We start from the raw sequence: 11,951 nt of genomic DNA on the forward strand, positions 1-11,951 counted from the left end.
CGACTTGTTCGGGGCGTTTTGCTTTAAGAGATACCGTTGTCCCTCAGCTAAGACAACACCCCCAACTCCTTTGCCCTTGCCACCGCCTGGGTCCTGCGCTCTACCCCAAGCTTGCTGTTGATATGACTGGCATGGGTCTTGACCGTGTGCAGCGAAATGAACAACTGATCACTGATTTCCTGATTCGAACACCCTTGGGCGATCAGTCGCAGAACGGCCAGTTCACGGGTACTGAGTTGTTCGGCAGCAGGCGACGCCTCCAGCATCGGGCGGGAGACCAGGGCCGGAAGTTTTTCCGAAAGGCTCTGCGAAACGGCCGTTGGCGCACAGAGTTGAAGTTGCCCGCGCAGCCAGTCCGGGTGCTCGGCCAGCAATTGGTCGAACGGTTGCAGGACGCCTCCGGCAGCCGCTTCCAAAGCCTGGGCCAGCGCCTTGCGTGCCTCGGATTCGCGCCCGCCCGCCAGCAACAGCATGATTTTCTGACTCAGCGCCATCACGCTGAGCATCTGCCGGCCGCTGCGCTGACCGTGCTCATGCAGCGTATTCAAGCGCCCTTCAGCGAGCATGGGCTGGCCCTTCATCACGTCCAGCACCGCCTGTTGCAGTTCAATGTGCAGCGGCAACTGCGGATGGAATTCCGGCGGTGCCGCCGGGCGCTCGCCGTTGTAGGTCTGGCCCAATCGCGCGAGCCAGGCTTCGGCCAGATCGGTACGGCCCTGGGCCAGCCAGAGCTCGCATTTGACCAGGGTAATCATCGCCAGATAGTAAATCGGCGGGACGTCCCAGATGTGCATCAGCCGCTCCGCCTCGGCGAGTTCGGCGAAAGCTTTTGCGAATTCGCCGCTGCTGCCCTCCAGCCGGGCAATCACACAGTGGCCGATCAGCACGCTGATGTCGCGACAGGCTCGGGCTTCCCCCAAACCCGCCAGCAAACGCGCCCGCGCGGCCAGGGGTTGCAAGCGCAGCGCCAGCAAAAAACCCTCGTACAAGGTCAAACGGGCACGCACCGCATAAAGCCGTTGCGGGGATAAGCCTTGCAGACGTTGCAACCCCTGACGAACTTCATCCAGTGAACGAAGAATCTCCCCGCGCGCTTGTAGCACGCGGGCGCGGTCATAATGGGCCAGCGCCTCGAACAGCGGGTTACCGACCCGTTGTGCCAGCTCAAGGGACTCACGATTCAATCCTCGTGCACGCCAGAGATCGCTGTCGGCAATGGCCAGGTTGGACAAGGTCGAGAGGCACATCAGGCGCTGCCCATAACGCTTGGCCGGCAGGCTTTCCAGCGCTTCGGTGCAGTAGCGCAGCGTCAGCTCGCGATTGCCTCGCCCTCGGGCGATGATGCCGCTCAGGGCCAGCCATTGCGCCAGCATGGACTTTTGCGCGGTGGCCGACGGGGCCGGCAGGAAGCGGCTCAGGTGACTGGCCAGCTCCTCGGCGGCGTCCAGCTGACAGGCCAGCCCCAACGCCCAGCTGTAGAGCACGATCAGCCGTGGCGTGCTGATCAGCAGGCTGTCGGGCAAGTCCATTTTCCAGCGCAACAGCATGCCGACGTTCTGCTCGGCCAGCAGCTGTTCTTCCGAGAGGTTCTGTACCAGATTCGCCGCGACATCCAGATGCCCGGCGCGCAACGCCTGCTCCACCGCCTCATCGAGTAACCCTTGAGCGTTGAACCAACGGCAGGCGCGCAAATGCAGGCTGGCCGTCGGCACCATCGCCTGAGCGGTGGGCCGGCTGCGCAGCAGGTCGGAAAACAGGTGGTGATAGCGATACCAGTGACCGTGTTCGTCCAGCGGCACCAGAAACACCTGATGCGCCAGCAGGAAACGCAGGATCTCGGCGCTGTCATGGGCTTCGCGCACGGCGTCGCATAACTCGCTGCAAAAACGCTCCTGAGGCGCGGTGTCGTACAGGAATGACTGCACCTCAACGGGCAGGCAATCGATGACTTCTTCGAGCAGGTAATCGCGAATCAGCCCTTCCCCACCGTTCAGCGATTGGGGCAATGCCCCCTCGCTGCCCGCCTCGGAGGCCGCCAGTAGCCAGAAGCGCAGCCCCGCCACCCAGCCTTCGCTGCGCTGGATCAAGCTCTCCAGTGCCTCGCCACGCAATGAAATGCTGTGCCGATCAAGCAGGGTCAAGGCTTCATCGTGGGTCAACCGAAGATCCTGCTCATGCAGTTCAAGCAGTTGTCGCGACAGCCGTAAACGCGCCAGATGCCAGTCCGGACGCTGCCGGCTGGTGACCATGACCAGCAGGCCATCGGGTAAATGATTGAGGAAAAATTGCAGGCAGCGATCAAGCACCGGGCCCTGGGCCAGATGATAGTCGTCAAGTACCAACAGCAGCGGTGTACCGGGTGAAAGGTGCACGGCCAGTTCATCGAGCAAACCGTCCAGCCATTCTTCGAAAGCGAACGGCTGATGACGCTGGCGCATTTTCAGCAGCCCCAGCGCTTGACTGCCCAGTTGCGGAAAATACTCCTGAAGGCCTTCGAGCAGGCGCTCAAGAAAACGGCCGGGATCGCTGTCCCGCGGACTTAACCCCAGCCACAGGCTTTGCCAGTGACCCGGCAACCCCTGACAAAACTCCACCGCCAATGAGCTTTTGCCGAACCCCGCCGGTGCACTGACCAGCAACAGCCGGCCACCAAGGCCAGCACTCAGGCGCTCGCACAGGCGCGGCCGCAGCACATGGCCATCGGGCAGCGGGGGCCGGAAAAAGCGCCCGCCCAGTGTGGCGACGGCAACGCTTGCAAGGCCCGGAAGTGGGGACAGATCAGTCATGGCCGGCTCTTGTTTGAAAGGCTGATGGCGGCATTGCAGATGTCCGCAGCCTAGCGGTAAACGAAGAGCTATTGAAGGTTATGCTACAAATGGCTACAAAAAGACTACGAACAAAAGTTGCCAAGCTTTTCGACAGGCCGTGTCGCCCCCTTCGCGAGCAAGCCCGCTCCCACACGGGATCTCCATTGCTCACAGATTTTATGTTCACCGAAGATCAAATGTGGGAGCGGGCTTGCTCGCGAAGAGGCCATCACAGGCACCGATGTTTTGCGAGCCCCTTCCCCGCGTTAACAAGTGCGCCCCGATACAAAATTCCAAAAAAAACGCCCCGAACCAGTCGGGGCGTTTTTTCGAGGATGCGGCCTCGGTTTACAACGTATTAGCGAACGCCTTCCTGACGCAAAGCGGCCGGAGTGAAGTCTGCGGTGCTCGCGGTGAAGCCGAAGTTATATGCCGACTTCTCTTCGTTCTTCATGCCCAGGGCCAGGTAGCGGCCCGATTGCAGGTCGTACAGGGTTTCGAGGGTGTACCACGGCACTTGCTTGTCGTAGTAGTTCTGGGAGTGAGCCTCGGCGACGCGCCACAGTTGCCCGCGACCGTCGTAGTGGTCGACCACAGCCGCCTGCCAGGTGTCTTCGTCGATGTAGAAGTCTCGTTTGGCGTAGATATGACGCTGACCTTCCTTCAGGGTAGCGACTACATGCCAGACCCGACGCAGTTCATAGCGAGTCAAGTCCTGGTTGATGTGACCGGCCTTGATGATGTCGGCGTACTTCAGTTGTGGCGAATCGAGCTTGTAGCTGTCGGAGGCGATGTACATCTCTTTCTTGCCTTCGAGCTTCCAGTCGTAGCGATCCGGCGCACCGTTGTACATGTCCAGGTTGTCGGAGGTACGCAGGCCATCGGCAGCAGTACCCGGCCCGTCATAGGACACTTGCGGCGCCCGACGCACACGGCGCTGCCCGGCGTTGTAGACCCACGCCGAACGCGGTTCTTTAACCTGGTCGAGGGTTTCGTGCACCAGCAGCACGCCACCGGCCAGACGAGCCGGCGCGGTCACTTTCTGCTTGAAGTAGAACAGGATGTTGCCCGGATTTTTTGGGTCGAAATCCTTCATCCTGTCGCGGAACACGAACTGGTCCTCGAAGTACACCAGGCTGAACGAGCCGTTCGGCTGCGGTGTGGCCTGGGTTATCAGACGGGTCACACTGCCGCCGCGATAACGGGTGATATGGTTCCAGATGACTTCAACGCCACTTTTCGGAATCGGGAACGGGATCGCGGTTTCGAAGTTTTCCAGACCGTTGCCGCCGGACACCAGGTTAGTGTTGGTGGCGTTCTTCTTGATGGAGGCGAACACTTCATCCGGCACGGTGGCGCCGCGATGGGACGGGTAGACCGGCATCTTGAAGGTTTCCGGGTAGCGCTTGAACATCGCGTACTGGCCCGGCGCGAGCTTGTCCTTGTACTGGTCGACGTTCTGCGCGGTGATGGTGAACTGCGGTTTTTCACTCGGGAACGGATCAGACAGAAAACCCTTGCTGTCCACGCTACCGGCGTTTTTCGGCATGGGTTTCCAGGCCGGGATCGAACCGTCGGCGTTGCCCGCCATCTCGGCGCCCATCGGGGTCAGGCTCTTGCCCAGCTTGTCCGCTTCGGCCGCAGGGACCGCCGCCATGACACCGGTTGCCAGCAGCGACAGCCCCAGAACGCCAACGTGGAACAGACTCTTTGTTATTTTCATAAATGTGTTCGTCCTGAAAATACAGTGCTTAGAAGTTCACGCCGAAGCTGAGCGCAACGAAGTCGCGATCATCCACGGTGGTGTACTTGCCGTCGAAGAAGTTGGTGTAGGCCAGGCTCGCGGTGTAGGTGTTCTGGTATTCGGCATCGACACCCAGGCTCACCGCTTTACGACCTTCCTCGAAGTTGCCGCCAGGGCCGGGCGAGTAACCGCTCACGTCGTGGGACCAGGCCACGTTCGGCTTGAGGTTCACACCGGCGAATACGTCGTTGTATTCCCAGATGGCCCGACCGCGATAACCCCACGACATCGACGTGGTAAAGCCCTCGTCATCGCAATTACGGCTGCGGTTGTTGGTAGCAGCACCTGCGCCGGCACCGTTGATGGTGCTGGTGTTGAGGATCGCCGAGCAGGTGTTGAGGCCTGCGGTGGACGGCAACTCACCAGGCCCGTAGACCGGGTCACGGCCGTAACGGATCTCGGAACTGCTTTCCAGGCCGCCGACGTGGGTCACACCCACTTCGCCCACTAGGGTCAGACGGCTGGCGCCCATGACCTGATCGAAGAAGTGCGTCAGAGTGGTCTGGAACTGGGTGATTTCCTTGCGGCGATAGCCGTGCAAGTCCTGACCCGGCACGCCTGGGAGCAGCGAAGCGTTGGCCAGGGTACCGCCCAATGGGCGCACGCCGGCGAACAGGATATCGGTGGAGTTGAGTTGCACCGGCGCGTTCGGACGGTAGCTGAGCTCACCGCTCCACGCCGTACCGGTAGGCAGGGTGGTGGAGAAACTCAGACCGTATAGGCGGATGTCTTCCGGGTACTCGACAAAGTATTCCGAGTTACCCGCAACGACCAATGGCCCCAACGCCCTGAAGGCGGCCGGCAATGCCGCCACGCCGTTGTAGACCGATTGCGGAGCACCGGTGGCACTGAAGATCGGCGCACGGCTGTGGTAGTTCATGAAGTACGCGCCGAACTCGGTATCGAGCGGTTCGAACATGTACTTCAAGGACGCGCCCCACTGGCCGCTGTCCCGCGCATCGCGGTCAGGGCCACGACGCACCAGCACACCTTCTTCGTTGACGTCGACGCCCGCAGCAGCCAATGGGCCCAGTGCTACGGCCGGAATGGTCGAACGTTTGTTCAGCACACGCAGGTTGTTGTCGCAACCATCGGCAATGATGTCGGGCTGGGAGAAAAAGGTGCCGCAGTTATCGACGACCGTCTGATCCCATTCCAGCTGATAGAACGCTTCGGCCGACAGATTGTCGGTCAGACTCTGGGACACATAGAACATGTTGACCGGGATCAGACCTTCCTTGACCTCGGCACCGGGACGACGGAACGCGGACACGTCGATCGGGTTGATCGAGTTGATACCGCCACCGATGAAGGTACTTTCACCCCAGCTCACGACCTGCTTGCCCAGCCGCACGGAACCCGGCTGATCGGCAATGGCGTAGTTGTGGTAGACGAAGGCGTCGAGGATCTGGCCGCCGGAGGACTTGGCGCCTTCCTTGCGGTTGCTGTCGCTGATGTCCTTGAACTCGCGGCTTTCATCCTTGAGTTCGAAGTCGTACCAGTATTTACCCCGGACGAAGACACCAGTGTCGCCGTATTTCAATTCAAGGTCATGGATGCCCTTGAAGATCTTCGAAAAGGTTTCACCGCTCTTGAAGTTGGCATGACCGTCATCGGACGTCTGGGACAGGCCGTGCCCCCCGTTATTGACGCCGATGAGGTTCTTGTTGGGACTCTGAGTAGACCAACTGGCTCCGATCGACAGGGATGAGTCGAATTGACCTTCGATTTCACCGACGTTGAAACTGACGCCGAATGCAGGCCCGGCGAGCGAAGAGGCGAGACTGACCGCCAGGGGCAGTTTCGCCCGGCGCCAGAATTGGTTTACTGATGTCATCGACGCTACTCCATGTGCATTATTGTTATGGCTGAGTACTTTTAAAAACGTTGTGGGTGACCGGAAGCCAAGCGGTCCGAAATCACTCCAAAGTTGCATCGCCCCGTTTTGTGCGTGCGCTCCGTTCTTAAAAATCCTTGAGCGGACTATAGCCAGCAGGTAGTAGTGCTTGATCCCTCTAAAGTGTGATTTGCAGCTGCCGGCCACTCTGGAACAGTCCTTTCGCCAGTCCGACACATGTCGGCACGGCAAGGATGGCTGAAAATTCGGATTTCACAAGCCAAGCGCTTGCTTGGTGGGGCTGGCGTACCCTTTCGGGCACGCCAGATGACGCTTAAAGCGTCGAGAGGAAGGTGCTGTTGTTGGCCTGCCATTCGGTGATGTCGACGCGGATACGCTTCTTGTCGAGCTTGCCGACGCTGGTCTTGGGAATTTCAGTAACAACGGCTATCTGGCTCGGGATGGCCCACTTGCTCAGGTGCCCCTGCTCAACGAACGGCTTGAGGTGCTCCTTGAGTTCCCTGGCCCCGATCTCATGCCCTTCCCTGACTACCAGCAGCGCAAACGGCCGCTCGCCCCACTGTGGATCGGCGATGCCCACCACTGCTACTTCGCGTACCGCAGGGTGGCGGCTGATCAGGTCTTCCAGGTCCAGAGAGGAGATCCACTCGCCGCCGGTCTTGATCACGTCCTTGATCCGGTCGCGAATATCGATCACGCCCATGCTGTCCAGCGTCGCCACGTCGCCGGTGTGCAGCCAGCCCCCGGCCCAGAGCTCGGCGCCCTTCTGCGGCTCGTTGAAATAACCCTCGGTGAGCCACGGCGCACGCAGCACCAGTTCGCCCTGGGTCTCGCCATCGGCAGGCAGGAAGTTGCCGTCGGTGTCGACGATCGCGGCCTCGACCAATGGCCCTGGCACACCAGCCTTGATCCGGTAGGTGGTGCGTTCATCTTCGGTGCCAGCCATCAGCTCATCGTTGAGGTGAGCGCACGATACCAATGGCCCGGTTTCCGACATGCCGTAAGCGGCGGTCAACTGAATGCCCTTGGCTTTGGCCGCTTCGTACAGTGCACGGTTGAGCGCACTGCCGCCGATGACGATTTTCCAGCCACCAAAATCGGTATTTTGTGCCGCCTTGGCATTGAGGAGCATTTGCAGAATGGTCGGCACGCAGTGGGAAAAACTCACCTTCTCCTTGCGCCACAGCTCCACCAGATATTCGGGGTCGTAACGGCCAGGATAGACCTGCTTGAGCCCGAGCATGGTCGCTACATACGGCAAACCCCAAGCGTGCACATGGAACATCGGGGTGATCGGCATGTAAACGTCGTTGGTGCCCAGCAGGCGCACGCTGTCGATGGAGCCCATGATGGTCGACACACCCATGGTGTGCAGCACCAGTTGCCGGTGGGTGAAATACACGCCTTTGGGGTTACCGGTGGTGCCCGTGGTGTAGAACGTGGTGGCGACGGAGTTTTCGTCGAAATCTTCAAAGTCGTACTGCGGGCTCGCGGCGGCCAGCAGCTGCTCGTACTCGCCGACAAGGTTCGGCAGATCGGCGGTTTTTTCCGGCAGATCGGTCAGCAGCAGGGTTTTCTCCACCGTGCTCAGGTTCCCGGCAATCGCCTTGTACAACCCGACGAACTCGCTATTGACCAGCACGAAGCGGTCCTCGGCGTGGTTCATGGTGTAGAGAATCTGTTCCGGCGACAGGCGCACGTTGATGGTGTGGATCACCGCCCCGATCATCGGGATCGCGAACATGCATTCCAGGTAGCGATGGCTGTCCCAGTCCATCACCGCCACAGTATCCCCGGCCTTCACGCCGGCCGCCGTCAGCACGTTGGCCAGCCGCGCGACCCGCTCGATCAGGGTCGGATAGCTGTAGCGCAATTGATCGCGGTAAATGATCTCGCGAGTTTTTTCGTAGCGAGCGCCGGACATCAACAGCCGTTTAATCAACAGCGGATACTGGTAAGCGCCCTCGGCTGGGGGGATAACGCGAGTCTGCAACATAAGAGTCCCTTTTCTGACTGCACGGTCTTGGCTTTTAAAGCTAAGCACTCTAGAGCCCTTGAACGCCAGTCAAATCAGCCAAAGGGATGATTTGCACAGCCGTACAAATGCTAGCTTTACGCCAGCATTTGCAGGAATTCGTTATCCATCACGTGCAGCCGAACCAGGCGCAGGCCTATTTCGAGCAATCAATGCATCTCGGTGAACGCGAGTTTCACGCCGATGGCGATCAGCACTGCGCCCATGGTCCGGTCGAACCAGTGGCCCATACGGGCGAAACCGGCGCGCACGCGCTGCTGACTGAACAGCATCGCTACCAGGCAGAACCAGACAGCCGTCGCCGCTGCCAGGTAAATCCCGTAGCCGGCCTGTACCGCCAGCGGCGTGTGCGGGTTGATTACCACAGTGAACAGCGACAGGAAAAACAGCGTGGCTTTCGGGTTCAAGCCATTGGTCACGAAGCCCGAAGTAAAGGCGCCCCGCACGGTGCGCTCGCCGACCTCCTTATGCAGGTCGTCAGCCGCAGGTGGGGCCGGTTGCGCGCGCAGGGCCTTGAAGCCGATGTACAGCAGGTACGCGGCAGCGGCCCATTTCAAGGCGTTGAACAGCACGATCGACTGAGACACGACCAGCCCGATACCCAACAGCGAATAACCAACGTGCAGGAAAATCGCCGAACCGACGCCCAGCGCCGTCCAGGTCCCGGCACGGCGACCGTGGGTCACGCTCTCACGCACCACCACGGCGAAGTCCGGGCCGGGGCTGGCAACGGCCAGCAGGTGAATCAGGGCAACGGTCAAGAACTCTGTCCAGTACATGGGGGCTCCTTTTGGGCAGGCTGATCAATAAAAAACTCTGAGGCCGACTTCACCTCTGTGGCGAGGGAAGCTTGCTCCCGCTCGGCTGCGAAGCAGTCGTAAACCGGATGACACGGTGTGTCTGACAATACACGGTCGCCTGAGTTGGGGCCGCTGCGCAGCCCAGCGGGAGCAAGCTCCCTCGCCACAGGTTTTGTGCCAGACCTGGCAATACATAACGGTTTGTTTCATCTGGTAGGCTCGGCAGATTACGCCTTCAGTTCAATGCACAAAAGGTACAGTTGATGACGAACTCTCGCCGCGCCGTTTTCCTCGACCATCCATCCCTGGACCTCGGCGATCTCGACCTCTGCCCGCTGCGCGAGTGCTTCAGCGAGTTGGAGTTGTTCGCGCAGACCACGCCTGGTCAGGTGATCGAACGCCTCAAAGGCGCCACCGTCGCTATCAGCAACAAAATCCTGATCGATGCGGCGGCCATGGCGGCCAGCCCCGATCTGAAGCTGATTCTGATCACCGCCACCGGCACCAACAACGTCGACCTTGCCGCCGCCCGCGCTCAGGGAATCACCGTTTGCAACTGCCAGGGTTACGGCACGCCGTCGGTGGCTCAGCACACGATTATGTTGTTGCTGAATCTGGCGACGCGCCTGGCCGACTATCAGAAAGCTGTCGCCGAAGGTCGCTGGCAGCAGGCGAAACAGTTCTGCCTGCTGGATTACCCGATCGTCGAACTGGAAGGCAAAACCCTCGGCCTGCTCGGCCATGGTGAACTGGGCAGTGCCGTGGCGCGGCTGGCCGAGGCGTTTGGCATGCGCGTGTTGCTGGGGCAGATTCCGGGGCGCCCTGCCCGACCGGGTCGCTTGCCACTGGATGAGCTGCTGCCGCAAATCGACGCGCTGACCCTGCACTGCCCGCTCAACGAACACACTCGGCACTTCATCGGTGCCCGCGAACTGGCGTCGATGAAGCCCGGCGCCTTCGTGGTCAACACCGCGCGCGGAGGTTTGATTGACGAGCAAGCATTGGCCGACGCCCTGCGCAACGGTCACCTGGGCGGCGCGGCCACCGACGTGTTGAGCGTCGAACCACCCACCGCTGGCAATCCACTGTTGGCCCATGACATTCCACGGCTGATCGTCACCCCGCATAACGCCTGGGGCAGTCGCGAAGCGCGGCAGCGAATCGTTGGCCAGTTGACCGAAAACGCTCAGGGCTACTTCAGCGGTAAAGCGCTGCGGGTCGTCAGTTGATAAACTGCGGCACTTTTTTTCAAGGAGCAGAGTATGGATCCGCGCAGTGAAGTACTGCTTCGTCAGGCCGAGTTATTCCAGGGTTCGGTGCTGCTGGCCGGTTTGCCCGCCGACGATTTGCTGGGCCGCTTGCCCGATGCCCACGGCTGGTGCTGGCATGCTGGCGATCAAGCGGCGCTGGACGCCCGTTTCACCGAGCGCAGCCATTTTGGCGTGAATGCGCCCGAGCGCGAGTTCGACAGCGCCGTGGTGTTTCTGCCCAAGTCCAAGGACCTGACCGATTACATCCTCAACGCCCTCGCCTCTCGTTTGGCCGGTCGGGAGTTGTACCTGGTAGGCGAAAAACGCAGTGGCATCGAAGGCGCGGCCAAGCAGCTGAACCCCTTCGGCAAACCCCGCAAGCTCGACAGCGCACGGCATTGCCAGCTCTGGCAGGTCACCGTGGCCAATGCGCCAGAAGCCAAATCACTGGAAAGCCTGGCACAGACCTATGAACTGCCGTTGGCCGAAGGTCCATTGAAAGTCATCAGCCTGCCGGGCGTGTTCAGCCACGGTCGACTGGATCGCGGCAGTGCCCTGCTGCTGGAACATCTGGACAAACTGCCCAGCGGCCACTTGCTGGACTTCGGTTGCGGCGCGGGTGTGTTGGGGGCGGCGGTCAAGCGACGTTATCCACACAACCAGGTCACCTTGCTCGATGTGGACGCGTTTGCCGCCGCCAGCAGTCGCCTGACCCTGGCCGCCAACGGTTTGGACGCGCAAGTGATGACCGGTGACGGCATTGATGCCGCGCCCATGGGTTTGAGCGCGATTCTGAGCAATCCACCGTTTCATGTCGGCGTACACACCGACTACTTCGCCACCGAGAACTTGCTGCGAAAAGCAGCTAAACATCTGAAAAACGGCGGCGAACTGCGCTTGGTAGCGAACAGTTTCCTGAAGTATCAACCGCTGATCGAAGAGCATCTGGGCGTGTGTGCGATCAAGGCTGAAGGACAGGGTTTCCGAATCTACCGGGCCAAACGCGGCTGAAAACACTTTTGCAAAACAGGACTTGCCCTAGAGCGACGAAGATCCTGTGGGAGCGTGGCTTGCCCGCGAAGAATGCACCGCAGTTTTTCAGGCATTACGCGTCATCGTTCTTCGCGGGCAAGCCACGCTCCCACAGGTTCTGCAACTTGACTACCGACATTGGGGCTTGCCCAATCGGATTTGCCTAGGCAGAATCCGCTCCGTCCTAGGGGAGTAGTCTCCCACGAGCGCCATGCTCGTCCGGCATACGTCAACATACTTGGTCCTCAGGCCATGGCGTATGCGACCCAAGCGTCCGCACCAGACGGATCGCAGGGTTTGACAAGACCTATGACACGAACACCTTACCCGGGGCGGGAAGGCTGTACGTGTCATAGCCGTGTCGA

The 11,951-nt window shown here is 60.4% G+C and carries 7 protein-coding genes and 1 riboswitch; of the genes, 2 read left to right on the forward strand and 5 right to left on the reverse strand.

What is annotated here, in order from left to right; genetic code table 11:
* Positions 1-47 precede the first annotated feature (47 nt).
* The 5 genes from ACA044_RS25340 to ACA044_RS25360 all read right to left on the reverse strand — a co-directional run bounded on the left by ACA044_RS25340 (position 48) and on the right by ACA044_RS25360 (position 9,283).
* The gene (locus tag ACA044_RS25340; protein WP_497443789.1) at positions 48-2,786 is read right to left on the reverse strand and encodes a winged helix-turn-helix domain-containing protein; all 2,739 of its coding nucleotides are present in this window, start codon (positions 2,784-2,786) and stop codon (positions 48-50) included.
* Positions 2,787-3,165: 379 nt separating this feature from the next.
* Entirely contained in the window at positions 3,166-4,530 is a 1,365-nt protein-coding gene (locus ACA044_RS25345) for a DUF1329 domain-containing protein (protein ID WP_497443790.1), read from the reverse strand.
* Positions 4,531-4,558: 28 nt separating this feature from the next.
* Complete coding sequence (locus ACA044_RS25350; protein WP_497443791.1) at positions 4,559-6,448, reverse strand: DUF1302 domain-containing protein; 1,890 nt, start codon at positions 6,446-6,448, stop codon at positions 4,559-4,561.
* 334 nt (positions 6,449-6,782) lie between these two features.
* Entirely contained in the window at positions 6,783-8,465 is a 1,683-nt protein-coding gene (locus tag ACA044_RS25355; RefSeq protein ID WP_497443792.1) for a fatty acid--CoA ligase, read from the reverse strand.
* A 188-nt stretch (positions 8,466-8,653) separates the two neighbouring features.
* A complete protein-coding gene (locus tag ACA044_RS25360; protein WP_497443793.1) occupies positions 8,654-9,283 on the reverse strand; it encodes a LysE family translocator in 630 nt (209 codons plus the stop codon).
* 284 nt (positions 9,284-9,567) lie between these two features.
* Here ACA044_RS25360 and ACA044_RS25365 point away from each other — a divergent pair, with 284 nt between their 5' ends.
* The gene (locus ACA044_RS25365; protein ID WP_497443794.1) at positions 9,568-10,533 is read left to right on the forward strand and encodes a 2-hydroxyacid dehydrogenase; all 966 of its coding nucleotides are present in this window, start codon (positions 9,568-9,570) and stop codon (positions 10,531-10,533) included.
* 33 nt (positions 10,534-10,566) lie between these two features.
* A complete protein-coding gene (locus ACA044_RS25370) occupies positions 10,567-11,565 on the forward strand; it encodes a methyltransferase (RefSeq protein ID WP_497443795.1) in 999 nt (332 codons plus the stop codon).
* A gap of 195 nt (positions 11,566-11,760) precedes the next feature.
* Positions 11,761-11,885, forward strand: a riboswitch (yybP-ykoY riboswitch).
* Positions 11,886-11,951: the final 66 nt, after the last annotated feature.

Source organism: Pseudomonas sp. LBUM1673, from assembly GCF_059695645.1.